Genomic DNA, 24,378 nt, shown 5'->3' on the forward strand with positions numbered 1-24,378 from the left:
AGCGGTGGGTGCCGCATTGTGAAGACCAACCAATTACCTCCGCGTGTCAGCCTTCTATGTGTGCTGTCGGTGAGGATTTTTTTCGCAGGACTTTCCCCTGTGCTGTCGCGGTCGATATCTGGGCGTGATCAAGGGTGCTCGATATCTACCCGCGTAGAATTTCTGGCCAGGTAGGCTGAGGGGACCTGCGGGGGTCTGGGGAGCCCCCCGGAGAAACAGCCGCACCACACCACCACCGGGAGTGCCAGTGGCACGCGTCGTAGTCGACGTCATGCTCAAGCCCGAGATCCTCGACCCGCAGGGACAGGCGGTGCAGCGTGCACTGCCCCGTCTCGGCTTCGAGGGAATCGCGGACGTTCGTCAGGGAAAGCGTTTCGAGCTCGAGGTCGAGGGGCCGGTCGACGACGCCGCCCTCAGTCGTATTCACGAGATGGCCGAGACTTTCCTCGCCAACACCGTCATCGAGGACTTCACCGTGAAGGTGGAGAAGGCCGAGGAGTCGAAGTGACTGCTCGTATCGGAGTCGTCACCTTTCCCGGCACGCTCGACGACAAGGACAGCCTGAGGGCCGTACGGGTCGCGGGCGCCGAACCCGTATCGCTGTGGCACCGCGACAAGGACCTGCACCAGGTCGACGCGGTCATCCTGGCGGGCGGCTTCTCCTACGGCGACTACCTGCGGGCCGGAGCCATCTCCCGCTTCTCGCCGGTCATGGAGACGATCATCGAGAACGCGCGGGCCGGGATGCCGGTCCTCGGCATCTGCAACGGCTTCCAGATCCTGACCGAGGCGCACCTGCTGCCCGGCGCGATGCTGCAGAACAACCACCTGCACTTCATCTGCCGTGACCAGAAGCTGCGCGTCGAGAACGCGGAGACCGCCTGGACGGCGGACTACTCCGCGGGCCAGGAGATCTCCGTACCGCTCAAGAACATGGACGGGCGTTACGTCGCCGACGAGCGCGTCCTCGACGAGCTGGAGGCGGAGGGCCGCGTCGCCTTCCGCTACCTGGACGTGAACCCCAACGGCTCGCTGCGCGACATCGCCGGCATCACCAACGCCGCAGGCAATGTCGTCGGTCTGATGCCGCACCCGGAGCACGCCGTCGAGCCGCTGATCGGAACCGGTCGTACCGACGGCCTCGGTTTCTTCACCTCGATCATCAAGAAGCTGGTCAACGCATGAGCCTGGATACGGTCAAGCACGCGGCCGAGACCCCGGACGTCGCGCAGCCCTGGAAGGAGCTCGGCCTCAAGGAGGACGAGTACGCCCGGATCCGCGAGATCCTGGGCCGCCGTCCTACCGGCGCCGAGCTCGCCATGTACTCCGTGATGTGGTCCGAGCACTGCTCGTACAAGAGCAGCAAGGTCCACCTCAAGCAGTTCGGCGAGAAGGTCCCCGCCAACGACGCGATGCTCGTCGGCATCGGCGAGAACGCCGGTGTGGTCGACGTCGGTCAGGGTTACGCGGTCACCTTCAAGGTCGAGTCGCACAACCACCCCTCGTACATCGAGCCCTACCAGGGCGCGGCGACCGGCGTCGGTGGCATCGTCCGCGACATCCTCGCCATGGGTGCCCGCCCGGTCGCGGTCGTCGACCCGCTGCGCTTCGGTGCGGCCGACCACCCCGACACCAAGCGGGTCCTGCCGGGTGTCGTCGCCGGTATCGGCGGCTACGGCAACTGCCTGGGCCTGCCGAACATCGGCGGCGAGGTCGTCTTCGACGCCTGCTACCAGGGCAACCCGCTGGTCAACGCCGGCTGCATCGGCGTGATGAAGCACGAGGACATCCACCTGGCCAAGGCCTCCGGCCCCGGCAACAAGGTGATCCTGTACGGCGCCCGCACCGGCGGCGACGGCATCGGCGGCGTCTCGGTGCTGGCCTCGGAGACCTTCGATTCGACCGGTCCCGCGAAGCGCCCGGCCGTCCAGGTCGGCGACCCGTTCCAGGAGAAGCTCCTCATCGAGTGCACCCTGGAGATCTTCGGCGAGAAGCTCGTCGCGGGTATCCAGGACCTCGGCGGCGCGGGTCTCTCCTGCGCCACTTCGGAGCTGGCCTCCGCAGGTTCCGGCGGTATGCGCGTCGAGCTGGACACCGTGCCGCTGCGCGACTCCTCCCTCTCGCCCGAGGAAATCCTCATGAGCGAGTCGCAGGAGCGCATGTGCGCGATCGTCGAGCCGCAGCACGTGGACCGCTTCATGGAGATCTGTGAGAAGTGGGACGTCATCGCCACCGTCATCGGTGAGGTGACCGAGGGCTCGCAGCTGGAGATCTTCTGGCACGGCGAGCAGATCGTGGACGTGCCGCCGAGGTCCGTCGCCCACGAGGGCCCGACGTACCACCGCCCGTTCGCCCGCCCGTCCTGGCAGGACGCGCTGCAGGCCGACGACGCGGGCAAGCTGGCCCGTCCGGCGAACGGTGCCGAGCTGCGCGAGCAGGTTCTCAAACTGGTCGCTTCGCCGAACCAGGCGTCGAAGTCCTGGATCACGGACCAGTACGACCGGTTCGTGCAGGGCAACACCGTGCTCGCGATGCCCGAGGACGCCGGCATGGTCCGGATCGACGAGAAGTCGAACCTGGGCGTGGCCATGGCGACCGACGGCAACGGCCGGTACGCCAAGCTCGACCCGTACACCGGGGCGCAGCTGGCGCTGGCGGAGTCGTACCGCAATGTCGCCGCCTCCGGCGCCAAGCCGCTCGCGATCTCGGACTGCCTGAACTTCGGTTCGCCCGAGGACCCGGATGTCATGTGGCAGTTCGCCGAGGCCACCCGTGGTCTGGCGGACGGCTGCCTGGAGCTGGGCACCCCGGTCACCGGCGGCAATGTGTCGCTGTACAACCAGACCGGTGAGACGGCGATCCACCCGACGCCGGTCGTGGCCGTGCTCGGTGTGATCGACGATGTCACCCGGCGTACACCGGTCGCCTTCGCGGAAGAGGGGCAGCTCCTCTACCTGCTGGGCGACACGCGTGAGGAGTTCGGCGGCTCGGCCTGGTCCGAGGTCATCCACGGCCACCTGGGCGGCATGCCGCCCAAGGTCGACCTGGGCCGCGAGAAGCTGCTCGGCGAGATCCTGATCTCGGCCTCCCGCGACGGCATGATCGACGCGGCGCACGACCTCTCCGACGGCGGTCTGATCCAGGCGGTCACCGAGTCCTGCCTCCGTGGCGGGAAGGGTGCCCGGCTGGTCGTGCCGGACGGTCTGGACGCGTTCACCTTCCTCTTCTCCGAGTCGGCGGGGCGCGCGGTCGTCTCCGTTCCACGCAGCGAGGAGCTCCGCTTCAACGACATGTGCGGGGCGCGGGGTCTGCCCGCCACCCGTATCGGTGTCGTGGACGGCGAGGAGATCGAGATCCAGGGCGAGTTCAGCATTCCGCTGAGCGAGCTGCGCACGGCGCACGAGGAGACCATTCCGGGTCTGCTCGCCTGACGCCTGATCCCGTTCGAGGACGGCCCCGCCCGGTTCATGGGCGGGGCCGTCCTCGTTCCGTCGGGTTCGGCGGATCCGGAGCCCTGGGAATTCCGCCGAGCCGCATGTGCATTTCCTGCTGATGGACTATCGGGTGCGGATGTGGACAGCCCGCGGAATTCCGTTCAGCCGGCGGGGCGGCGGTGTTCCGGTGAATCGGCAGGCATTCACCTTCGGTGGTACGGGCAGGGCTCCGACCGGGGCCGCCACCGGCGCGAACGGTGATCAACTCGCCCATGGACCCGGCAAGTCCGCACAGCGCCGAACCGCTCAGGAAGGTGGCTACGGCCCCGATGAAGACCTTCTTGGTGCCGAGTGCGTCGCAGAGGTTCCCGTACAGCGGCAGTGCCGCGGTCGCGGCGAGCTGACAGGGGATCTTGTCGACGCCGTGCGCCGGATCGAGATCGCGGACGATCGGCACGGTCGCCGACGAAACGATGTCCGTGTCGAGCACGGCCGGCAGGATCGTGGCGATGCAGAGCGTGAAGCCGATGATGCGTTGCCGGCCGGTCACGGCTGTGGTCATGGCAGGACTCCCCTTGGGAGGAGCGCAGTGCTGCTGTGACCGCACCACCATGCCGTGAAAATGTACTAAGTCAATACTTAGTCCGAGAATAATCTTCATCCTGGTACAGTGATGCCATGACTGAGGGGATGAGCCTGCGCGAGCGCAAGAAGCTCCAGACGCGTCACCGTCTGCTGACCGCGGCCACCGAGCTTTTCGCCGAGCGCGGCTTCGACAAGGTCTCGGTCGCTGAGATCGCCGAGGCGGCCGAGGTGTCGAAGATGACCGTCTTCAACTACTTCGCCGGCAAGGAGGACTTGGTCCTCGCTCCCATGGAGGAGCACATCGGTGATGTCGCGCGGGTGGTACGGGACCGGGCCCCTGGCGAGTCCGCGGCGGCCGCCGTGCGGCGTCAGTTCCTGGCCGCCATCGAGGCCCGTGACCCCTCCGTCGGGCTGAGCGACGCGCCGGTGGTGCTCGGGCTGCGTCGGCTGATCCAGGAGACCCCGGCGCTGCTCATCCGGGCCCACGCGTTCTCCATGCGCTCCTTCGACCTGCTCGCCGAAGTCCTGGTCGAGGAGGGCGAGGAGCCGTCCATCGCCCGGATCGCGGCCGCCCAGCTGATCGCCACCCGCAACGCCCTCATCTCCGCGAATCAAATGCGGCTGCTGGCGGGGGAGCCGGCGGACGCGGTGGCGCCGGATGCCGTCGCGCTCGCCGAGCGCGGTTTCGATCTGCTCGACAAGGGACTGGGCGACTTCGCGACCAGGTCCTGAGGCAGCCGGCCCGACAGGGCTCGGGGCCTGTCCGGCCCAGAGCCGCCGGACACCCCTTAGGCTCCTGGACCATGCCGCCGTCCCAGAAACGAGCCCGCCGCTACGACCCGGTCAGGACCCGCACCGCGGTCTTGGCGCAGTTCGACCATGTCCGGGAAGCCGTCCTCGCCCTGACGCCCGAACAGCTCGCGCTGCCGACCCGGCTCGGGGACTGGACCGTGCGCGAACTGGCCGTCCATCTGACGATGGCGCTCTCGCACGTCACGCGGAATCTGGAGCTGCCCGAACCCGCCTCGCCCAAGCCCGATCTGACGCTCCTCGAATGGCCGTTCTCGACCGCGGGGCGGGTTGGGCGCATTGCCGACGAAACCAAGGCGCTCGCCGCGGACCGTCCGGACCTGGACGCGCTGTACGGGGAGGTTGCCGGGCGGTTCGAGGAGCTGGTGTCCGAAGCCCCGGAGGACCGGCTGCTGCCGACCCGGGCCGGGGCGATGCGGCTGGCCGACTTCCTGGTCACCCGTACCGTCGAACTCGTCGTGCACACCGACGATCTGAACGAGGCGGCCGGCCTCGGTATCCCGTACGACCGGCAGGCGCTCGCCGCCTGCACCCGGCTGCTCGCCGACGCCCTCGCGGAGAAGGCGCCGGGTGGCTCGGTCGAGGTGCGCGTCCCGCCCTTCGCCGTCGTCCAGTGCGTCCAGGGCCCCAAGCACACGCGCGGTACGCCGCCCAATGTCGTCGAGACCGATCCGCTCACCTGGATCCGGCTCGCCACCGGGCGTACGGAGTGGGCCCAGGAACTCGACGCGGCGAAGGTCGGCGCCAGCGGAGAGCGGGCCGATCTCGCCGCGCTGCTGCCCCTGATGGGGTGAGGGGGAACCGGACGACCGACCGGACCGTCCCAGGGTCATGCGGAAACAAGGTACGGCCGTCGGAGTCCTGGCCCTCCTCGCCCTGGCCGCCTGCGGTACGGAGACGGGCGCCGGGGCCGGTTCGGGGTCCGGTTCCGGCGGTGGCGCCGTGCGGACCGATCTTCCCGTCACCGGTGTCCGCTGGGGCGTCGAATCGGTGACGCTCGACGGGAAGCGGACCGCCGCCCCCTCCGGCGCTCATGTCGAGATCGACTCCAAGGGCCGGGCCACCGGGAACTACGGCTGCAACCACTTCACCGCCGATGTCCGCATCGACGGCGAGACGATCACGGTCGGGCCGGGCACGAGCACCTCAATGGCCTGTGAGAAGGACGTCCAGCGGTTCGAGGCGGCCATGTCCGGCGCGTTCAGCGGCGAACTCACCGCGGCCGTGGCGAAGAAGACTCTCACCCTGACCGCGGAGAACGGCGACTCCATCGCCCTCACGGCGCAACAGCCGGCCCCGCTCACCGGCACCACCTGGACGGTCACCACCCTGGTCTCCGGCACGGTCGCCTCGTCGCTGCCCGCGGGTGCGCGGGAGAAGGCGCAACTGAGCTTCGGCAAGGACGGCTCCGTACAGGGCACCCTCGGCTGCAATCGGTTCCGCGGCGCCGCGGCGGTCTCCGGTTCCACCATCGCGTTCGGCCGGATCGACGGCACCAAGATGATGTGCCCGGCCCCCCGGATGAAGCTGGAGCGCGAACTGCTCGCAATCCTGGACGGCCCGACGACGTACCGGATCGATCACCGCACCCTGTCCCTCACCGCGGAGAACGGCAAGGGACTCGGCGCATCGGCCACCGGGACAATGGGCTGACTCAGGAACCCGTCGGGTACGGCAGCAGGCCGGCATCCGGCCGCTCCCAGGACGCCCGCAGCCCGGCCGGCAGCTCCGGCTCCGCGGCGGCCGGGCTTCCCGACGCCACCTTTGCCGACGCCGCCCGAGAAGCCGCATACCGGGCTCCCAGGTGTGAGGCTCGCCACGAAACGGACGTTCGGCCGGACTCCGCGCCAGAGCATCGATCGCCTCACCGAGCGCCACCATCCGGACCGGCTGACCCCCGTGCCCCGAGTGGCCGGAACTAGCCGGTAACCGGCCGCTGGTCCGGGCGACCACCGCCCTGTGGCCGGTCCGCACCGCGTCCCGCACCTCACCGCGACCCGGAAATGATCACTCCGAGTGACTGCCCGAACCGGTCCGCGAACCGCCCCTGGGAGCGCTTCCCCGGTGCTCGGGCCCGGTATCCCGAATTCGGACCAGTGGTCGATCTCGCCTACACTCGGTGGCGTGCCCCGTGGTGATGGACGACTCAACCACGACCTGCTCCCCGGAGAGAAAGGCCCCCAGGACGCTTGCGGCGTCTTCGGTGTCTGGGCTCCGGGTGAAGAGGTCGCCAAGCTCACCTATTTCGGACTGTATGCCCTGCAGCACCGTGGACAGGAGTCCGCGGGCATCGCAGTGAGCAATGGGTCCCAGATCCTGGTCTTCAAGGACATGGGACTGGTCTCGCAGGTCTTCGACGAAACGTCTCTGGGATCTCTCCAGGGCCATATCGCGGTCGGTCATGCCCGCTACTCCACCACCGGTGCCTCGGTGTGGGAGAACGCGCAGCCGACATTCCGTGCGACCGCGCACGGCTCGATCGCCCTGGGTCACAACGGCAACCTGGTCAATACGGCCCAGCTCGCCGAGATGGTCGCCGAGCTTCCCCGCAAGGACGGCCGCGCCACCCAGGTCGCCGCGACGAACGACACCGATCTGGTGACCGCGCTGCTCGCCGGCCAGACCGATGAGGACGGCAAGCCGCTCACCATCGAGGAGGCCGCCGCAAAGGTGCTCCCCGATGTGAAGGGCGCCTTCTCCCTCGTCTTCATGGACGAGCACACCCTTTACGCCGCCCGCGACCCGCAGGGCATCCGCCCGCTGGTTCTCGGCCGTCTCGAGCGCGGCTGGGTGGTGGCCTCCGAGTCCGCCGCCCTCGACATCTGCGGTGCCAGCTTCGTCCGCGAGATCGAGCCGGGCGAGCTCGTCGCCATCGACGAGAACGGCCTGCGGTCCTCGCACTTCGCGGAAGCGAAGCCGAAGGGCTGTATCTTCGAGTACGTCTATCTGGCCCGCCCCGACACCGACATCGCCGGGCGCAACGTCTACCTCTCCCGCGTGGAGATGGGTCGCAAGCTGGCCGCCGAGGCCCCCGTCGAGGCCGATCTGGTCATAGCGACTCCGGAGTCCGGCACCCCCGCCGCCATCGGTTACGCGGAGGCCAGCGGCATCCCGTTCGGCGCCGGACTGGTGAAGAACGCCTATGTCGGCCGGACCTTCATCCAGCCGTCCCAGACCATTCGCCAGCTGGGTATCCGCCTCAAGCTGAACCCGCTCAAGGAAGTCATCAAGGGCAAGCGCCTCGTGGTCGTCGACGACTCGATCGTCCGCGGCAACACCCAGCGCGCACTGGTCCGGATGCTCCGCGAGGCCGGCGCCGCCGAGATCCACATCCGGATCTCGTCCCCGCCGGTGAAGTGGCCCTGCTTCTTCGGCATCGACTTCGCGACCCGCGCCGAGCTGATCGCCAACGGCATGACGGTCGACGAGATCTGCACGTCGATGGGTGCCGACTCACTGGCGTACATCTCGCTCGACGCGATGGTCGAGGCGACGACGATCGCCAAGCCGAACCTGTGCCGCGCCTGCTTCGACGGTGAGTACCCGATGGAGCTGCCGGACCCGGAGCTGCTCGGCAAGCAGCTGCTGGAGACCGAGCTGGCGGCAGGCCCTGCGGCAACCGCCGCGTCCGACGCACTGCGTCGTCCGTGACGGCACAGCCGCACACCCCTGGCCACCAGCCCCGTATTTCCACACGAAAGATCCCAGGCAATGTCTGAGACAACAGGTGCTTCCTACGCGGCAGCGGGCGTCGACATCGAGGCCGGCGACCGCGCCGTCGAGCTGATGAAGGAGTGGGTGAAGAAGACGCAGCGCCCCGAGGTCGCGGGCCTCGGCGGCCTCGGCGGTTTCGCCGGACTCTTCGACGCCTCGGCCCTCAAGCGTTACGAGCGTCCGCTGCTCGCCTCCGCCACCGACGGCGTCGGCACGAAGGTCGACCTCGCCCGCAAGATGGGCGTGTACGACACCATCGGCCACGACCTCGTCGGCATGGTCGTCGACGACCTGGTCGTCTGCGGTGCCGAGCCGCTCTTCATGACCGACTACATCTGCGTCGGCAAGGTGCACCCCGAGCGTGTCGCGTCCATCGTGAAGGGCATCGCCGAAGGCTGTGTCCTCGCCGGCTGCGCCCTGGTCGGCGGCGAGACCGCCGAACACCCGGGTCTCCTCGGTCCGGACGACTTCGATGTTGCGGGCGCCGGTACGGGCGTGGTCGAGGCTGACCAGCTGCTCGGCCCGGAACGTATCCGTAAGGGTGACGTCGTGATCGCCATGGCGTCGTCCGGTCTTCACTCCAACGGGTACTCGCTCGTCCGTCACGTGGTCTTCGACCGGGCCGGCTGGGCGCTGGACCGCGAGGTCGAGGAGTTCGGGCGGACGCTCGGCGAGGAGCTCCTGGAGCCCACCAAGATCTACTCGCTGGACTGCCTGGCCCTCACCCGTACGACCGAGGTGCACGGCTTCAGCCACGTCACCGGCGGCGGCCTCGCCAACAACCTGGCCCGGGTCGTCCCGGACGGACTGCACGCCAGGGTCGACCGCTCCACCTGGACGCCCGGCGCGGTCTTCGACCTGGTCGGCAAGGCGGGTCAGGTCGAGCAGCTGGAGCTGGAGAAGACGCTGAACATGGGCGTCGGCATGATCGCGATCGTCCCGGAGCAGTCCGTGGACGTCGCCCTGACGACGCTGGCCGACCGCGGGGTCGATTCCTGGGTCGCGGGCGAGATCACGGAGCGCGGCGCGCACACCTCCGGTGCCGAGCTGGTGGGCGACTACGCGCGATAGGCAGGGGCGGGCACACCGGAGTCACCTGGTGACCGCTTCGTCCTCGGTCGCCGGGCTTCCCACCCGCCCGGCGATCGAGGACACCGAAGCCCGCCTGAGCAGCCGGACCTGATCGGGGTAGCACAGAACCCGGTCCGGGACAGGCCCGGACCGGGTTGATGTGTCAGCGCGAGGTCAAGCGCCGCGGCGCTGTGACGACGGACCGGACTTATCGTCCTCGTCCTCGTCCTCGTCGTCGTTGTACAGATCCGCGTACTGTGCGTACGGGTCATCTTCCTCGTCGTCGTCCTCGAACGGCTCTGCGTTCGGTGGTTGACTCGAAGGCGATGCGCCCAGCTCATTGGCCAGACGCGACAGGTCAGTCCCGCCGCTGCTGTACTTCAGCTGGCGGGCGACCTTTGTCTGCTTGGCCTTTGCCCGGCCGCGCCCCATGGCTCGACCCCCTCGGTGACGGGGCTCGACGGCCCCAGAGTCTTGACACGCGTTCATGTTTCAGGACGGACTCTCGGCAGAGAGACCGTGCCCGTAGGGCTTTAACGGTACCTGCTTCCGCGGCCATACGGTACGCCGCCCGCATCACGTGCCCCGGAAGAGGACCGGCGAGAAGCCCCGTCCTCGCTGGTCAACTGCGATTTTAACCTCTTCTTGGCATGCGACCCGCCGACCGGCGTGAGTCTTGTCTCGTCGGTCGGCGCGTCCGCAGGCAGGAAGGGGCGAAAACGCCGGGTGATGCCCCCGCGACCGTCAGCTACGGCGTGCTTCGGCCATCCGCTGTTCGGCGATCCGGTCGGCAGCGGCAGCCGGCGGAATGCCGTCATCCTTCGCACGTGCGAATATGGCGAGCGTGGTGTCGAAGATCTTCGAAGCCTTGGCCTTGCACCGGTCGAAGTCGAACCCGTGCAGCTCGTCGGCGACCTGGATGACACCGCCCGCGTTCACCACATAGTCGGGTGCGTACAGGATCGACCGGTCCGCGAGGTCCTTCTCGATGCCGGGGTGCGCGAGCTGGTTGTTGGCCGCGCCGCACACGAGCTTGGCGGTGAGTACCGGAACGGTGTCGTCGTTCAGTGCGCCACCGAGCGCGCACGGGGCGTAGATGTCGAGGCCCTCGGTACGGATCAGCGCCGCGGTGTCCGCGGCGACGGCGACCTCGGGGTGCTCATCGGTGATGCGGCGGACGGACTCCTCCCGCACATCCGTGATCACGACCTCCGCGCCGTCCGACAGCAGATGCTCGACCAGGTAGTGACCGACCTTGCCGACTCCGGCGACCCCCACTTTTCGGCCACGCAGCGTCGGGTCGCCCCAGAGGTGCTGGGCGGAGGCCCGCATGCCCTGGAAGACACCGAACGCGGTGAGGACCGAGGAGTCGCCGGCGCCACCGCTCGAAGGGGAGCGGCCGGTGGTCCACCGGCACTCGCGGGCGACGATGTCCATGTCGGCGACATACGTGCCGACGTCGCAGGCGGTCACGTAGCGACCACCGAGCGAGGCCACGAACCGGCCGTACGCCAGCAGCAGTTCCTCGCTCTTGATCTTCTCCGGGTCACCGATGATGACGGCCTTGCCGCCGCCGTGGTCGAGACCGGCCATGGCGTTCTTGTACGACATACCGCGCGAGAGGTTCAGCGCATCCGCGACGGCCTCCTCCTCGGAGGCGTACGGATAGAAGCGGGTGCCGCCGAGGGCCGGGCCCAGGGCGGTGGAGTGGATGGCGATGACGGCCTTGAGGCCGCTGGCACGGTCCTGGCAGAGCACGACTTGCTCGTGGCCCCCCTGATCCGAGTGGAACAGGGTGTGCAGTACATCGCCAGGCGCGCCGGTCACATCGGTCACTGTGGTGACTCCCAAGTACGAAGCGGCGGAGGACCCTCCTGAAGGTGGGGAGGGCCGCGGACCGGCCGGCACGGCCGGTCCGACTGGGCAAGAGCGTAAGTCCTACGCGGACGTAGATCTGTTCCAGTGCCAAGGATCACCCCCCGGCGGAGTACGCGCATGACACGATTTGCTGCATGTCGGTGGTGTCTTCAGTGCTCGTCCCTTACGCGTCCTACCTCCGGGTGTACGAGCCGCTGGCCGCCTTCCCGGAGCCCGAACGCGGTCACTGGGCCCGTTACGCAGGGCGCTCTCGTATCCCCACGGCCCAGGACGAACTGCGCCGCTCGCTCGCCGACTTGGTGGCCACACCGCCGGTCGGCGTGCCGGTGCACGAGAGCGGGGACGCGTTCGTCGCCGAGATGGACGGCGTGGTGTGCGTCTGCCCGTGGCGGACCAGGCTGCGCGGCTGGCTGGCGCTGGACGAGCTGATGGAGATGTTCCCCGGGCCGGTTCTCGACGCGGTGCTGCCGCCAGTGGTGCGCGGGCAGGCCGTCGCGGACCACGAGCGGTGGGCCGAGCGCAATCCGGACGCCAGGCCCTGGATCCTCACCTCGCTGTGGCAGGTCCCGGTGCGCTGGTTCGTGCTCTTCGCCGACGAGGAGCGGGAGTACGCGGAGGCGGGCGAGGGCGGTGAGCCGCCCGTGCTGCGCTACCGGACGCCGATGGTCCAGGCCCGGCGCCGGCTGGCCCGGGCGCTGAAGACACTGCGGGAGGCCGTGGACGAAGGGCCTCTGACCGAGGGCCTCGTGGACGTGGGGCGCTGGCTGGAGGAGTTCCATCCGCGCGCACTGGTCGAACTGGACTACGCAGGTCTGGTGCACGCACTGCCGGCGACACAGCTCGCCGGGGACCGCTCGGCCGCCGATGTGGCCGAGGGCATCGCGGCTCTGCAGGCCGGCGACGCCGAAGGGGCGAGTGAGGCGTACGGGCGGCTGGCGGAGCGCTGGCGGGCGGTAAGGGATCGTCAATTCGCGAACTGACAGGCCTCATCCGCGTTTGAACCTGTGGCCCGTGTGACACGTGAGGATGAAGAGGCGGAAGCGTACCTCAGTGGTCCTAGGACCTACGTCCCGAACCGGGCCTTTGCCTCAAGCGTGACGGATAGCACTAACGGGGCTCTTGCGTCCTTCCCTACTCCTCGTGCCAAAATAGGACAAGGAGTCCGGGGAGGGCTCCTTCCGTCCAAGTGGGGGCGGATTGCTCAGCATTGCACGCTATGGGGGGTCTGATGGCTCCTGATCACTCTGTGACTGATCGTCACAGCGGTGTGACTGTCCGCTATGGCATGGTCCATCGGCTTCCGTCGCTGATGAACACCTGGGAGGGCAATTCCATCGGTTTGGCCGACGTGGCTGGACGGATGGTGTAGTTGTAGTGCCGAGGACAAGCCGTTCGTCCTATAACCGACTCGGCCCGCGTCCGCCATTTCGGGCAACGCGGGTCAAGGTGCAGAATTTAGAGGAAAGAACCGAGATGGTTCGGTTCTCCCGAGGAGGCCGCTCATGACCGCTCGCACCCCTGATGCCGAGCCGCTGCTGACCCCGGCTGAGGTTGCCACGATGTTCCGCGTGGACCCGAAGACGGTTACCCGCTGGGCCAAGGCGGGCAAGCTCACGTCCATCCGCACGCTCGGTGGGCATCGCCGGTACCGCGAGGCAGAGGTCCGCGCACTGCTTGCGGGTATTCCGCAGCAGCGCAGCGAGGCCTGACACACCCCCTGTCGCCGCGCCACAACTGGGCTTCCGGGTCCCCCAACCCGTGCAGGTCCACCCATAGCTCCAAATGACGGGCGCCCGCCCCAACGGGCGCCATACCTGTGCAATACGGGTGCGTCGTTCGATCGCGCTGGACTCCGCCGGGTCCAGCGCGATCTTTTTTGTGCTCCAGCAGGCCGGGGACCTTCCCCGACCGAGCCGCCCCGGGCGCCGCTGGAAACCGGGCGTCCGGTTGGCTCCGGCCGGGGTGCCGTGCGGGCTTGCGCGGGTCTGTGCGGGACTGTTCCCGACCGACCCGGGGCAGCCGGGCCGGGGCGGTTCGTAAGGTCCCGTGGCGCTCCCGTCCGAGTGGTGCAATTGCACATATTAAATTCGCCAGTTGTAGGAAGGGTGTAAAGTCACCCCTTCGCAAAACTCATTCGGTGACTCCCGTCACACTGCATGAGCCTTGCCAAGTGCGAGCCTGCCACCTTCAGGAAGCGGAATGCCGCGCCATTGGTCACCCGGGCGAAGGACTTTCGTCCTGGACCTCCCGGCCTTCCAGGACGCCGCCCTGGCGCCCCGCGCGCAGGACCGGAGGCTCGGGCGGGGAAGCGGTCCGGGAGGCCGTCACGGGCTCCATGGCGAGCCGCAGGAGCCGATGGCAGATCGGGCAGTGGCGAGTGAGGTGGCGGTAGCCGGAAGCGGCGGCCAGGTGGGCGCGCAGGAGTGCGCGGGTCTCGTGCCCGGCGGACGCCGCCATACGTGCCACCTCCCGGTGGACTGCCGCCCCGCGCCGGGGAACAGGGGCAGCCCCTGCTGTCTGAGTACTCGTCGGCAGTTGCCGGAGTCAAGACGCGCGAAAGCCCGGATCCAGAAGGATCCGGGCTTTCGTTACTGCGGTCCTGACGGGATTTGAACCCGCGGCCTCCACCTTGACAGGGTGGCGAGCACTCCAAGCTGCTCCACAGGACCAGGTTTTCGCTGCTGCCTTGCGGCTGGCTGCGAAGACAGACTGTACAGCAGGTCAGAGGGTCTGGTCGACCTCACCGAAGGTGGTGGTTCCGTTACGGCTCCGGCCGGGGCCGTCTCACGGGGCCGCCGCGTCGATCGCCTTCACGATCCGCTTGTCGGAGACGGGGTAGGCCGTACCCAGGGCGTGCGCGAAATAGCTGACCCGGAGCTCCTCGATCATCCAGCGGATGTCCAGGACCTCCTGCGGAACGGGCCTGCCCTGCGGCATCTGTTCGAGCAGCCAGGCGTACTCGTCCTGCATCTCGTGGACCTTCGCCATGCGCGTGGTGTCGCGCTGGACGGCCGTCGGCATCTGCTGGAGCCGGCGGTCCACCGCGACCAGATAGCGCATCAGGTCGGGCAGTCGGCGCAGCCCGGTCGCGGTGACGAACCCCGGCGGCACGAGGGCCGCGAGCTGGTCCCGTGCATCGGTGACGTTGTTGACCAGGACGAGGCTGTTGGTGGCCTTCAGGCGCCGCTCGCAGGCCTGCCAGGCGGCCAGTACCTGCTGCACCTGTTTGACCGTGTGCTCGGTCAGCGCCACGAGGTCGGCGCGCACCTTGTCGTACAGCTTGCGGAACGACTCCTCGTCCCAGGCCGGGCCGCCGTGCGCGCCGATCAGCCGGTCGGCGGCCGCGGTCGCGCAGTCCTCGAAGAGCGCCTGGATGGAGCCGTGCGGATTGCGGGACAGAGCCAGCTTCTGCTGGTTCGTCAGCTTGTCCGAGGCGAATTTCGCCGGGTTCACCGGGATGTTCAGCAGGATCAGCTTCCGGGTGCCGCGCCACATCGCCTGCTGCTGCTCGGCCTCGGTGTCGAAGAGCCGTACGGCCACTGTGCCCGCCGCGGCTCCCTCCTGATCGACCAGCGCCGGGTACGCCTTGACCGGCTGGCCGGCCCGGCGGGTCTCGAAGACGCGGTTCAGGGTGCCGATCGTCCAGTCCGTGAGGCCCGAACGCTCGATGGACTCGCCCGAGGGCCCCGCAGTGGCCGCGGCGGCCTTGGAGAGGGCCTGACGGGCCTTGGGGCGCAGCTGGAGCTTCAGCGCCTCCAGGTCCTTGTCCTCGGCCACCTTGCGGCGCCGCTCGTCGACGATCCGGAAAGTGATCTTCAGGTGGTCCGGGATGCGGGTCAGGTCGAAGTCGTCGGCGCCGACCGGGACGCCGACCATGCGCTGGAGCTCCCGGGCCAGCGTGACCGGCAGCGGCTCCTGGAGGGGGACCGCCCGGTCCAGGAACTTGCCCGCGTAGTCCGGCGCGGGGACGTAGTGCCGGCGGATCGGCTTGGGCAGCGAGCGGATCAGCTCGGTGACCACTTCCTCGCGCAGGCCCGGGATCTGCCAGTCGAAGCCCTCGGCGGTGACCTGGTTGAGCACCTGGAGCGGGACGTGGACGGTCACACCGTCCGCGTCCGCACCGGGCTCGAACTGGTACGTCACCCTGAACTTGAGCTCCCCCTGCCGCCAGGAGTCGGGGTAGTCGTCCTTGGTGACGGCCCCGGCCTTCTCGTTGATGAGCATCGAGCGCTCGAAGTCCAGCGCGTCCGGCTCGTCCCGGCGCTTGTGCTTCCACCAGGAGTCGAAGTGTGCCCCGGAGACCACATGATCGGGGATGCGCCGGTCGTAGAAGTCGAAGAGCGTCTCGTCGTCCACGAGGATGTCGCGGCGCCGCGCGCGGTGCTCGAGCTCCTCGACCTCGCCGAGGAGCTTGCGGTTGTCGTGGAAGAACTGATGGTGCGTCCGCCAGTCGCCCTCGACCAGGGCGTTGCGGATGAACAGGTCGCGGGAGGTCTCGGCGTCGATACGGCCGAAATTGATCTTGCGCTGGGCGACGATCGGTACTCCGTACAGCGTGACCCGCTCGTACGCCATCACCGCCGCCTGGTCCTTCTCCCAGTGCGGTTCGCTGTAGGTGCGCTTCAGCAGGTGCTGGGCCAGCGGCTCGATCCACTCCGGCTCGACCTTGGCGTTGACCCGCGCCCACAGCCGGGACGTCTCGACCAGCTCGGCCGACATCACGAACCGCGGCTGCTTCTTGAAGAGCGCAGATCCGGGGAAGATCGCGAACTTGGCGCTGCGGGCCCCCAGGTACTCGTTCTTCTCGGTGTCCTTCAGCCCGATGTGCGAGAGCAGCCCGGCCAGCAGCGAGGTGTGCACCGCCTGCTCCGGCACGTCTGTGCCCGCCGAGGGCTCCTCCACCTGCATGCCCATCTGCTTGGCCACCGTACGCAGCTGCGCGTAGATGTCCTGCCATTCGCGGATGCGCAGGAAGTTCAGATACTCCTGCTTGCACATCCTGCGGAAGCTGGACGAGCCGCGCTCCTTCTGCTGCTCGCGGATGTACCGCCACAGATTCAGGAACGCCAGGAAGTCGGAGGTCTCGTCCTTGAAGCGGGCGTGCTGCTGATCGGCCTGTGTCTGCTTGTCCGAGGGCCGCTCGCGCGGGTCCTGGATGGAGAGCGCGGCGGCGATCACCATGACCTCGCGGACACAGCCGTTGCGCTCGGCCTCGATGACCATGCGGGCCAGGCGCGGGTCGACGGGCAGCTGCGAGAGCTTCCGGCCGAGCTGGGTGAGCCGCTTCTTCGGATCCTTTTCGTCCGGGTCGAGCGCACCGAGTTCCTGGAGGAGCTGGATGCCGTCGCGGATGTTGCGGTGGTCCGGCGGGTCGATGAAGGGGAACTTCTCGATGTCGCCGAGGCCGGCCGCGGTCATCTGGAGAATGACGGAGGCCAGGTTCGTACGCAGGATCTCGGGGTCGGTGAACTCCGGACGGGTCAGGAAGTCGTCCTCGGAGTACAGCCGGATGCAGATGCCGTCCGACGTACGCCCGCAGCGGCCCTTGCGCTGGTTGGCGCTGGCCTGCGAGATCCGTTCGATCGGCAGCCGCTGGACCTTGGTGCGGTGGCTGTAGCGGGAGATCCGGGCGTTGCCCGGGTCGATCACGTATTTGATGCCGGGGACGGTCAGCGAGGTCTCGGCGACGTTGGTCGCCAGGACGATCCGGCGACCGGTGTGGCGCTGGAACACCCGGTGCTGCTCGGCGTGCGAGAGGCGGGCGTAGAGGGGGAGTACCTCGGTGTGGCGGAGGTTCTTCTTGTTCAGCGCGTCCGCGGTGTCGCGGATCTCGCGCTCGCCGGAGAGGAAGACCAGGACATCGCCGGGGCCCTCCGACTGGAGCTCGTCGACGGCGTCGCAGATCGCGGTGATCTGGTCACGGTCGGAGTCGTCGCCCTCCTCTTCGAGGAGCGGGCGGTAGCGCACCTCGACCGGGTACGTACGTCCGCTGACCTCGACGATCGGCGCCTCGCCGAAGTGGCGCGCGAACCGCTCTGGGTCGATCGTCGCCGACGTGATGACGACCTTCAGATCCGGGCGCTTGGGCAGCAGCCTGGCCAGATAGCCGAGCAGGAAGTCGATGTTCAGCGACCGCTCGTGGGCCTCGTCGATGATGATCGTGTCGTACGCGCGCAGCTCGCGGTCCGTCTGGATCTCGGCGAGCAGGATGCCGTCCGTCATCAGCTTGACGAACGTCGCGTCGGGATTCACCTGGTCGGTGAAGCGGACCTTCCAGCCGACCGCCTCGCCCAGCGGGGTCTTCAGCTCGTCGGCGACACGCTCGGCGACCGTACGGGCCGCGATCCGGCGCGGCTGGGTGTGCCCGATCATGCCCCGGACACCGCGCCCCAGCTCCATACAGATCTTCGGGATCTGCGTGGTCTTGCCGGAGCCGGTCTCCCCGGCGACGATCACGACCTGGTGGTCGCGTATCGCCTCCAGGATCTCGTCCTTCTTCTGGCTGACCGGGAGCTGTTCCGGGTACGACAGGGCGGGCATCCGCGTGGCACGCAGCGCGAGCCGCTCGGCTGCCTTTCCGGCCTCGGTGGCGATCTCGTCCAGCACGGTCTGCCGGGCCTCGGGCTTACGGATGCGGCGCGCCCCTTCGAGACGGCGGCCGAGCCGGTGTGCATCGCGGAGCGAGAGCTGTCCGAGCCGGTACTGGAGATCAGCGAAGGAAGTAGACATACGGAGCCCAGGATCTCACCCGGGCCCGAAGAACGGCGAACATATTTCGTGCGGTCCGGGTCACCACATCGGCACTGCGCGGAGGCGGGGGATCACAGCACGTACCATTTCCGGCAGCTGACCACCCGTTGCCCCGTCCGGAAAGGCCGGTCGCCGTGTCCCGTACGCAGTGGTGCTGCCTGGTGGCGGTGCTCGCGGTCGCACTGGGGCTGTTGTGCGGTCCGGCGACGGCTGTCGCGGGTGATGCAGGACGTACGGCGGTCGCGGCTGTTGAGGCCGGCGCCGAAAGGGCGGCCGCTTCGGCCGGCCTCGGCAGGGATGCGGCGTCCACCGGCCCCGCCCAGGCCGCCGCGTCGGCCGTGGACCGGCACGGGACCCCGGGGTGCGGCAAGAGCCGGAAGCACGAGGACGGCGAGCCCGCTCTGCCGGGCCGGGCCCGCGCGGCGTACGACCAGGCGCCCGGCCTCGCCGGGTGGGGTCTGCCCGCCGCCACCGGACAGGGACCCGTCCGCCCGCCCGTACGGATAAAGCTGCGCGGCCCCGCGGCTGCCGCGCCCACTCCGGTCGAGCTCTCCGTACTGAGGGTGTAGACGGCCGCTCCGCGACCGGTCGTCCCTTCCTCCCATATCACCAGCACGGAGTCCCGCATGCCCAAATCCACGTCCTCACGTACGCCGTCTTCCAGGAAGCCGCTGATCTACGGCGCCGGAGTCGTAGTCGCCGCAGCCCTGCTCGGCTTCGTCTCCTACCGGGCCACCGCCCCCGACCACTCGGCTTCTTCCTCTTCCTCCTCGGCGGTCGCCGATGTCACTGCGGACCCGGACGCCGGCGTCTATCCGGAGCTGGCGAAGCTCGCCCGGCGCGACGCCGGTGACAAGCTCGCGCAGGGCAGGGTGGACGCGCCCGTCGTCCTCATCGAGTACGCCGACTTCAAGTGCGGCTACTGCGGCAAATTCGCCCGTGACACCGAACCGGCCCTGGTGAAGAAGTACGTCGACAACGGCACCCTGCGCATCGAGTGGCGCAACTTCCCGATCTTCGGCGCCGAGTCCGAGGCGGCCGCCCGCGCTGCCTGGGCTGCCGGGCAGCAGGGCCGCTTCTGGCAGTTCCACCGTGCCGCGTACGCCGAGGGGGCCAAGGAGCAGGGGTTCGGCAAGGACCGGCTGAAGGCGCTCGCCCAGCAGGCCGGGGTCGCGGACCTCGACCGGTTCGTGCGTGACGCCGACAGCTCCGCCGCCTCTGCCGCGGTGGGCAAGGACCAGGAACAGGGGTACGGGATCGGTGCGACCTCCACCCCGTCGTTCCTGATCAACGGCCGCCCGATCGCCGGAGCCCAGTCGGTGGAGACCTTCACCCGGGCCATCGAGGCGGCGGCCGAGAAGGCCCGCAACACCGAGGACGCCAAGGGCGACGAGGATGCCGAAGGCGCCGAGGGCAGCGCGAAATGACGGCTGACATCGGCTACTTCGCGGCCTTCCTCGGAGGGCTGCTCGCTCTGGTCAGCCCGTGCAGCGCGCTGCTGCTGCCCGCCTTCTTCGCGTACTCCATCGACTCCACCTCGCGGCTCCTGGCCCGCACCGGCATCTTCTACGCGGGTCTGGCCACCACCCTCGTCCCGCTCGGCGCCGCGGGCTCGTACGCCGGACGGCTCTTCTACAGCCACCGCGACGCGCTCGTCCTCGGCGCCGGGTGGCTGATCATCGTGCTCGGCATCGCGCAGATCGTGGGTCTGGGCTTCGCCTCACGCCGGATCGCCGCACTCAGCGGCCGGATCCGCCCGACCACCGCCCTATCCGTCTATGCGCTGGGCGCTGTATACGGACTGGCCGGTTTCTGCGCGGGCCCGATCCTCGGCAGCGTCCTCACCGTGGCGGCGGTCAGCGGCAGCCCGGTCTACGGCGGACTGCTGCTCGCCGTCTATGCCCTCGGCATGGCGGTCCCGCTCTTTCTGCTCGCGCTGCTCTGGGAACGCTTCGACCTGGGCCGACGGGCCTGGCTGCGCGGTCGTACCTTCCGGCTCGGCCGCTTCGAGCTGCACACCACGACGCTGCTGTCGGGGCTTTTCTTCGTCGGTCTCGGCGCGCTGTTCCTCGCGTACGACGGGACGACGGCGCTGCCCGGACTGCTGGACGTGGACGAATCGTTCGCCGTCGAGCAGTGGGCCCAGCGCATCGGAGAGCATGTGCCGGACGCGATGGCGCTGGTGGCCGGGGTCGCGGTGGTGCTGCTGGTTCTGGCGGTACGGGCGTGGCGCGGCCGGGACGTGAACTCGGGGGACCGGGAAGAGGCCTGACACGGCGAAGGCCCCGTCCATCGGACGGGGCCTTCGGGTGGTGGCTGGGGCCGGGATCGAACCGGCGACCTATCGCTTTTCAGGCGATCGCTCGTACCAACTGAGCTACCCAGCCACGCAGCTCATAAGGGCTGCAGCGGTCCTGACGGGATTTGAACCCGCGGCCTCCACCTTGACAGGGTGGCGAGCACTCCAAACTGCTCCACAGGACCAAGCTTTTGTGCGACTAAGTGTCGCACAAGGTGGTGCGTGCCCCCAACGGGATTCGAACCCGTGCTACCGCCTTGAAAGGGCGGCGTCCTGGGCCACTAGACGATGAGGGCAGAACTGCTGGTGCTGCTGCTTCTGCGTCTGTCGCCCGAGGGGACGTGAGAAGCGTGTGACTCCGCTTTCCCCCGAGAGGTTCCGCTTCTCCTTCAACCTCTAGGGTCTCAGAACGGTCAAGCCCTGACCGGCGCCCTTGGGCACGTCGGAGACTGTACTACGGCGTTTCGGCGTCAGCCAAACCGAATAGGCGAAGGGGTCGCTCCGGTCGGGTTCTCCTCCGGCAGATGGCGGCTGACCTCGCCCGTCGTCGGGCCAGGACCGCCAGGGGCGATCTCGGCCCGGCCTGTGGGCGGCGGCGACCGGGCCCGGCGCGTGGCCGTACGGGACAATGGCGGAGTGCTGGAGATGACGCGCGAAGAGTTCGAAGAACTGGTCGCCGAGGCGCTGGACCGGATCCCGCCGGAGCTGACGCGGCTGATGGACAACGTCGCGGTGTTTGTCGAGGACGAACCCGCCCCGGGCGATCCGGAGCTGCTCGGGCTCTACGAGGGGACGCCGCTGACCGATCGCGGCGAGTGGTACGCGGGGGTGCTGCCGGACCGGATCACCATCTACCGCGGGCCGACGCTGCGGATGTGCGAGTCGCGCGAGGACGTCGTCGCCGAGACCGAGATCACGGTCGTCCATGAGATCGCCCATCACTTCGGCATCGATGACGAGAGGCTGCACGCGCTCGGCTACGGATGAGCCGCGAGCGCCGTACGGGTGGCGCGCAGGAGGCGTGCGGGAGGCGTGCGGGCCGGCGCGGGGCGTGTCCCCGGCGGGGCAAAGGGAGTTGGGCACGGCGCCCCCCGCTTCTTCCCGTACCGCTCCGCCCCCTCTTCGTATCCCGGAGGTGCCTCCCGTGCGCCAGTTGCCCGCCCCCGTCCGATGGGCGGCCGTCATCGCAGTGACGGTCGCCGCGTCCACAGGCTGTATGAGCGTCGGCGACGACGGAGGGAAACCGGCGCCGTCGCCGACGTCCGAGCCGAAGGGGGGTACGGCGGGGCCGGACGGCGGCACCGTGGCGGGCGCCGGCGGCTCCCGCCACGGTGGTGGCGGCGCCGAGGCGCATTCCGAACGGGAGGCGGCCGAATCGGCGGAGCCGAGCGGCTCCGCCGGCCCTTCGGGCTCGCCCGGCGGCGTACACCCCGGCGCGAAGCCGGGTGATCCGGGGCCGGCGGGGGGTGGCGGGCTGCCGGTGCCCTCGGTCTCGCAGCCGGGGCCCGGAGTGCCGCATCAGCCCGGATCCCCGCCGCCGTCCGAGCCGGCCACCCCCGAGCCGCCCGCCTCCCCGGAGCCTGAGCCCTCGGAGCCGTCGCCGCAGCCGTCCGCCTCGTCGGCGGCTCAGCTCCGCAAGCACGCGCTGCGTGCTCTGGAGAAGCCGTCGGCGCTGCGGACGCCGGATGTCTCGCCGCAGGTCGGGCCGGTGTAGCAGGGGGTCGAGGGAGGGCGGTTTGCGCGATGTGGGGGGGAGTGCGTATGGTGGTAGATCGTTTGATCCCATTGCCCGGCGCCGAAACAGAAGCGCGCCGTGTGGCGCGTACTCTCCCTTGCCGTGGCTGGACCGCATTGAGGCGGTCGAAATTGCGAATCACGGAGTTACGGGCGCGTGCCGAGACTCCGGAAGGTTTCGCATTTCGCATGTCAATTTCCAGTTCTGACCACACCGTCATGCCCGAGAACATCGAGAACGACGAGCTCGTCGAGGCCGCAGAGGCCGTCGTCGCCGAGTCCGCAGACTCCATCGAGGCAGACGCCACCCAGGCCGAGCAGGCCACCCAGGCTGAGCAGGGCGAGCAGGCCGAGCAGGCCGACACCGACTCCGCTGTCGACGCGGATGACGACGCCGACGCCGAGCCGACCGTCACCTTCGGTGACCTGGGCCTGCCCGAGGGCATCGTCCGCAAGCTCGCGCAGAACGGTGTGACCGCGCCCTTCCCGATCCAGGCCGCGACCATTCCGGACGCCCTGGCCGGCAAGGACATCCTGGGCCGTGGCCGTACCGGCTCCGGTAAGACCCTCTCCTTCGGTCTGCCGACCCTGGCCACGCTGGCCGGCGGCCACACCGAGAAGAAGAAGCCCCGCGCGGTCATCCTCACCCCGACCCGTGAGCTCGCGATGCAGGTCGCGGACGCGCTCCAGCCGTACGGCGATGTGCTCGGCCTGAAGATGAAGGTCGTCTGCGGCGGTACGTCGATGGGCAACCAGATCTACGCGCTGGAGCGCGGTGTCGACATCCTCGTCGCCACCCCGGGCCGGCTGCGCGACATCATCAACCGGGGCGCCTGCTCCCTGGAGAACGTCCAGGTCGCTGTCCTCGACGAGGCCGACCAGATGTCCGACCTGGGCTTCCTGCCCGAGGTCACCGAGCTGCTCGACCAGGTTCCGGTCGGCGGTCAGCGCATGCTCTTCTCCGCCACGATGGAGAACGAGATCGGCACGCTGGTCAAGCGCTACCTGAACAACCCGGTGAGCCACGAGGTCGACAGCGCCCAGGGCAACGTCACGACCATGACGCACCACGTCCTCGTCGTGAAGCCGAAGGACAAGGCCCCGGTCACCTCCGCCATCGCCGCCCGCAAGGGCCGCACCATCATCTTCGTCCGCACCCAGCTGGGCGCCGACCGCATCGCCGAGCAGCTCGTCGAGGCGGGCGTCAAGGCGGACGCACTCCACGGCGGCATGACGCAGGGTGCCCGTACCCGCGTGCTCGCCGACTTCAAGGACGGTTACGTCAACGCGCTCGTCGCGACCGACGTCGCCGCCCGCGGTATCCACGTTGACGGCATCGACCTGGTGCTGAACGTGGACCCGGCCGGTGACCACAAGGACTACCTGCACCGCTCGGGCCGTACCGCCCGTGCCGGCAAGTCCGGTGTCGTCGTCTCGCTGGCGCTGCCGCACCAGCGACGTCAGATCTTCCGCCTGATGGAGGACGCGGGCGTCGACGCCTCGCGTCACATCGTGGGCGGCGCGGGTGCCTTCGACCCGGAGGTCGCCGAGATCACCGGCGCCCGTTCGCTGACCGAGGTCCAGGCCGACTCCGCGAACAACGCCGCCAAGCAGGCGGAGCGCGAGGTCGCCGACCTGACCAAGCAGCTGGAGCGCGTCCAGCGCCGCGCCGGTGAGCTGCGCGAGGAGGCCGACCGCCTGGTCGCCCGTGCCGCGCGCGAGCGGGGCGACGACCCCGAGGCCGCGGTGGCCGAGGCCGCCGCCGAGGCGGAGGCCGCGATCGAGGTCGCCGTCTCCGTACCGGAGCAGGCCGCCGCCCGTGACGACCGTCGCGACGACCGCGGCAACTTCGACCGCCGGGACAGCCGTGGCGGCGACCGTGGCGGCTACCGCGGTGGCAACGACCGTCGTGACGACCGCGGTGGCGACCGTGGTGGTTTCCAGCGCCGTGACGACCGTCCGTCGGGTGGCTTCCGCCGCGACAACGACCGTCCGTCGTTCAGCCGGGACCGTCGTGACGACCGCGGTGGCGACCGTGGTGGTTTCCAGCGCCGTGACGACCGTCCGTCGGGTGGCTTCCGCCGCGACAACGACCGTCCGTCG

At 69.1% G+C, this 24,378-nt stretch carries 20 protein-coding genes, 4 tRNA genes and 1 pseudogene; 16 read left to right on the forward strand and 9 right to left on the reverse strand.

Translation table 11 applies throughout. From position 1 onward, the window contains the following. Positions 1-247: 247 nt before the first annotated feature. Genes purS through purL form a run of 3 tightly spaced genes read left to right on the forward strand, consistent with a single transcriptional unit; the run spans position 248 to position 3,431 of the window. Complete coding sequence (purS, locus tag ACIPEK_RS21105) at positions 248-508, forward strand: phosphoribosylformylglycinamidine synthase subunit PurS (RefSeq protein ID WP_176729353.1); 261 nt, start codon at positions 248-250, stop codon at positions 506-508. Beyond that, entirely contained in the window at positions 505-1,185 is a 681-nt protein-coding gene (gene purQ, locus ACIPEK_RS21110; RefSeq protein WP_383072962.1) for a phosphoribosylformylglycinamidine synthase subunit PurQ, read from the forward strand. The genes purS and purQ overlap by 4 nt, the downstream gene beginning before the upstream one ends. Beyond that, positions 1,182-3,431 (forward strand): phosphoribosylformylglycinamidine synthase subunit PurL, encoded by a 2,250-nt coding sequence (purL, locus tag ACIPEK_RS21115; protein ID WP_401998152.1) that lies wholly within the window; start codon positions 1,182-1,184, stop codon positions 3,429-3,431. Before purQ ends, purL begins: the two co-directional genes overlap by 4 nt. A gap of 235 nt (positions 3,432-3,666) precedes the next feature. Here purL and ACIPEK_RS21120 read toward each other — a convergent pair. Further along, positions 3,667-3,996, reverse strand: a pseudogene (locus ACIPEK_RS21120) (MFS transporter); the annotation flags it as partial. 116 nt (positions 3,997-4,112) lie between these two features. Here ACIPEK_RS21120 and ACIPEK_RS21125 point away from each other — a divergent pair. The 5 genes from ACIPEK_RS21125 (at position 4,113) to purM (ending at position 9,614) form a co-directional block, all read left to right on the forward strand. Further along, the gene (locus ACIPEK_RS21125; RefSeq protein WP_189280196.1) at positions 4,113-4,751 is read left to right on the forward strand and encodes a TetR/AcrR family transcriptional regulator; all 639 of its coding nucleotides are present in this window, start codon (positions 4,113-4,115) and stop codon (positions 4,749-4,751) included. Positions 4,752-4,822: 71 nt separating this feature from the next. Next, entirely contained in the window at positions 4,823-5,623 is an 801-nt protein-coding gene (locus ACIPEK_RS21130; RefSeq protein ID WP_401998155.1) for a sterol carrier family protein, read from the forward strand. A 37-nt stretch (positions 5,624-5,660) separates the two neighbouring features. After that, on the forward strand, positions 5,661-6,482 hold the full coding sequence (locus ACIPEK_RS21135; RefSeq protein ID WP_401998158.1) for an META domain-containing protein: 822 nt from the start codon (positions 5,661-5,663) through the stop codon (positions 6,480-6,482). 471 nt (positions 6,483-6,953) lie between these two features. Next, positions 6,954-8,480, forward strand: a complete 1,527-nt coding sequence (gene purF, locus ACIPEK_RS21140; RefSeq protein ID WP_383072968.1) for an amidophosphoribosyltransferase — start codon at positions 6,954-6,956, stop codon at positions 8,478-8,480. 60 nt (positions 8,481-8,540) lie between these two features. Beyond that, positions 8,541-9,614, forward strand: a complete 1,074-nt coding sequence (gene purM, locus ACIPEK_RS21145) for a phosphoribosylformylglycinamidine cyclo-ligase (protein ID WP_401998162.1) — start codon at positions 8,541-8,543, stop codon at positions 9,612-9,614. 174 nt (positions 9,615-9,788) lie between these two features. Here purM and ACIPEK_RS21150 read toward each other — a convergent pair whose 3' ends face one another. Then, a complete protein-coding gene (locus ACIPEK_RS21150) occupies positions 9,789-10,046 on the reverse strand; it encodes a DUF3073 domain-containing protein (protein WP_072488579.1) in 258 nt (85 codons plus the stop codon). 312 nt (positions 10,047-10,358) lie between these two features. After that, entirely contained in the window at positions 10,359-11,450 is a 1,092-nt protein-coding gene (locus ACIPEK_RS21155; RefSeq protein ID WP_401998165.1) for a Leu/Phe/Val dehydrogenase, read from the reverse strand. Between the two features lie 176 nt (positions 11,451-11,626). On the opposite strand from ACIPEK_RS21155, the gene ACIPEK_RS21160 reads away from it, so the two are divergent. Together ACIPEK_RS21160 and bldC are read left to right on the forward strand one after the other, a co-directional pair. Then, positions 11,627-12,472, forward strand: coding sequence for a hypothetical protein (locus ACIPEK_RS21160; RefSeq protein ID WP_401998168.1), 846 nt, complete (start codon positions 11,627-11,629; stop codon positions 12,470-12,472). 522 nt (positions 12,473-12,994) lie between these two features. After that, positions 12,995-13,201 (forward strand): developmental transcriptional regulator BldC, encoded by a 207-nt coding sequence (bldC, locus tag ACIPEK_RS21165; RefSeq protein WP_003949541.1) that lies wholly within the window; start codon positions 12,995-12,997, stop codon positions 13,199-13,201. 505 nt (positions 13,202-13,706) lie between these two features. On the opposite strand, the gene ACIPEK_RS21170 is transcribed toward bldC, so the two are convergent. From ACIPEK_RS21170 to hrpA, 3 genes are all read right to left on the reverse strand, one after another. After that, on the reverse strand, positions 13,707-13,949 hold the full coding sequence (locus ACIPEK_RS21170; RefSeq protein ID WP_401998171.1) for a DUF6274 family protein: 243 nt from the start codon (positions 13,947-13,949) through the stop codon (positions 13,707-13,709). A gap of 137 nt (positions 13,950-14,086) precedes the next feature. Then, positions 14,087-14,161 (reverse strand) — tRNA-Asp (locus tag ACIPEK_RS21175). Between the two features lie 115 nt (positions 14,162-14,276). Further along, positions 14,277-18,221, reverse strand: coding sequence for an ATP-dependent RNA helicase HrpA (gene hrpA / locus ACIPEK_RS21180; protein ID WP_401998173.1), 3,945 nt, complete (start codon positions 18,219-18,221; stop codon positions 14,277-14,279). Positions 18,222-18,376: 155 nt separating this feature from the next. Here hrpA and ACIPEK_RS21185 point away from each other — a divergent pair, with 155 nt between their 5' ends. The 3 genes from ACIPEK_RS21185 to ACIPEK_RS21195 are packed head-to-tail and all read left to right on the forward strand — an operon-like array spanning position 18,377 to position 20,514. Then, complete coding sequence (locus tag ACIPEK_RS21185; RefSeq protein WP_401998176.1) at positions 18,377-18,811, forward strand: hypothetical protein; 435 nt, start codon at positions 18,377-18,379, stop codon at positions 18,809-18,811. 57 nt (positions 18,812-18,868) lie between these two features. Continuing rightward, complete coding sequence (locus ACIPEK_RS21190) at positions 18,869-19,669, forward strand: DsbA family protein (protein WP_401998179.1); 801 nt, start codon at positions 18,869-18,871, stop codon at positions 19,667-19,669. Beyond that, positions 19,666-20,514, forward strand: a complete 849-nt coding sequence (locus ACIPEK_RS21195) for a cytochrome c biogenesis CcdA family protein (RefSeq protein ID WP_401998182.1) — start codon at positions 19,666-19,668, stop codon at positions 20,512-20,514. Before ACIPEK_RS21190 ends, ACIPEK_RS21195 begins: the two co-directional genes overlap by 4 nt. A 38-nt stretch (positions 20,515-20,552) precedes the next feature. Here the strand turns inward: ACIPEK_RS21195 and ACIPEK_RS21200 are convergent. The 3 genes from ACIPEK_RS21200 to ACIPEK_RS21210 form a co-directional block, all read right to left on the reverse strand. After that, positions 20,553-20,629: transfer RNA gene (locus tag ACIPEK_RS21200), tRNA-Phe, on the reverse strand. 22 nt (positions 20,630-20,651) lie between these two features. Further along, positions 20,652-20,726 (reverse strand) — tRNA-Asp (locus tag ACIPEK_RS21205). 38 nt (positions 20,727-20,764) lie between these two features. After that, positions 20,765-20,837, reverse strand: a tRNA-Glu gene (locus tag ACIPEK_RS21210). A 340-nt stretch (positions 20,838-21,177) separates the two neighbouring features. Here ACIPEK_RS21210 and ACIPEK_RS21215 point away from each other — a divergent pair. From ACIPEK_RS21215 to ACIPEK_RS21225, 3 genes are all read left to right on the forward strand, one after another. After that, positions 21,178-21,528 carry a metallopeptidase family protein gene (locus tag ACIPEK_RS21215; RefSeq protein WP_328888217.1) on the forward strand — a complete coding sequence of 117 codons (351 nt, stop codon included), beginning with the start codon at positions 21,178-21,180 and terminating at the stop codon, positions 21,526-21,528. Between the two features lie 157 nt (positions 21,529-21,685). After that, positions 21,686-22,255, forward strand: a complete 570-nt coding sequence (locus ACIPEK_RS21220) for a hypothetical protein (RefSeq protein WP_401998185.1) — start codon at positions 21,686-21,688, stop codon at positions 22,253-22,255. A 239-nt stretch (positions 22,256-22,494) separates the two neighbouring features. Further along, on the forward strand, positions 22,495-24,378 hold a 1,884-nt coding region (locus ACIPEK_RS21225; RefSeq protein WP_401998188.1), incomplete at its 3' end, for a DEAD/DEAH box helicase.

Origin of the sequence: Streptomyces sp. NPDC088246, assembly GCF_044741025.1 — a bacterium.
Classification (GTDB): Bacteria; Actinomycetota; Actinomycetes; order Streptomycetales; family Streptomycetaceae; genus Streptomyces.

Bases quoted from the DNA above. Each gene is read 5' to 3' on its own strand.
- ACIPEK_RS21135 (WP_401998158.1), top strand. From the start codon at position 5,661: ATGCGGAAACAAGGTACGGCCGTCGGAGTCCTGGCCCTCCTCGCCCTG.
- purM (WP_401998162.1), top strand. From the start codon at position 8,541: ATGTCTGAGACAACAGGTGCTTCCTACGCGGCAGCGGGCGTCGACATC.
- purL (WP_401998152.1), top strand. From the start codon at position 1,182: ATGAGCCTGGATACGGTCAAGCACGCGGCCGAGACCCCGGACGTCGCG.
- ACIPEK_RS21125 (WP_189280196.1), top strand. From the start codon at position 4,113: ATGACTGAGGGGATGAGCCTGCGCGAGCGCAAGAAGCTCCAGACGCGT.
- ACIPEK_RS21170 (WP_401998171.1), bottom strand. From the start codon at position 13,949: ATGGCGGCGTCCGCCGGGCACGAGACCCGCGCACTCCTGCGCGCCCAC.
- ACIPEK_RS21160 (WP_401998168.1), top strand. From the start codon at position 11,627: ATGTCGGTGGTGTCTTCAGTGCTCGTCCCTTACGCGTCCTACCTCCGG.
- ACIPEK_RS21190 (WP_401998179.1), top strand. From the start codon at position 18,869: ATGCCCAAATCCACGTCCTCACGTACGCCGTCTTCCAGGAAGCCGCTG.
- hrpA (WP_401998173.1), bottom strand. From the start codon at position 18,221: ATGTCTACTTCCTTCGCTGATCTCCAGTACCGGCTCGGACAGCTCTCG.
- ACIPEK_RS21130 (WP_401998155.1), top strand. From the start codon at position 4,823: ATGCCGCCGTCCCAGAAACGAGCCCGCCGCTACGACCCGGTCAGGACC.
- ACIPEK_RS21195 (WP_401998182.1), top strand. From the start codon at position 19,666: ATGACGGCTGACATCGGCTACTTCGCGGCCTTCCTCGGAGGGCTGCTC.
- ACIPEK_RS21150 (WP_072488579.1), bottom strand. From the start codon at position 10,046: ATGGGGCGCGGCCGGGCAAAGGCCAAGCAGACAAAGGTCGCCCGCCAG.
- bldC (WP_003949541.1), top strand. From the start codon at position 12,995: ATGACCGCTCGCACCCCTGATGCCGAGCCGCTGCTGACCCCGGCTGAG.